Annotated in this window: 1 protein-coding gene; it reads left to right on the forward strand. The window is 55.4% G+C overall.

The genetic code is table 11. The features are described 5' to 3' along the window. On the forward strand, window positions 1-204 hold a 204-nt coding region (locus C7H52_RS00025), incomplete at both ends, for a plasmid recombination protein (RefSeq protein ID WP_181256188.1).

The raw sequence follows: 204 nt of genomic DNA on the forward strand, positions 1-204 counted from the left end.
AGGGAGCGTGAGACGCCGAATGCTAACGCTGAACGGACACCAGAAAACTACTGCTCTGTATCCGAATCAACGGATCAGGCAATGGGGCGTGTCCGGGAGCTGCTGCCTGAAAAACGCCGTAAAGATGCTGTACTGGCCGTTGAATACGTTATGACTGCAAGCCCTGAGTGGTGGAAAGAAGCGACACCGCAGCAACAGGCGGAG

Source organism: Aurantibacter aestuarii (genome assembly GCF_003008425.1).
In the GTDB taxonomy this organism is placed as follows: Bacteria; Bacteroidota; Bacteroidia; order Flavobacteriales; family Flavobacteriaceae; genus Aurantibacter; species Aurantibacter aestuarii.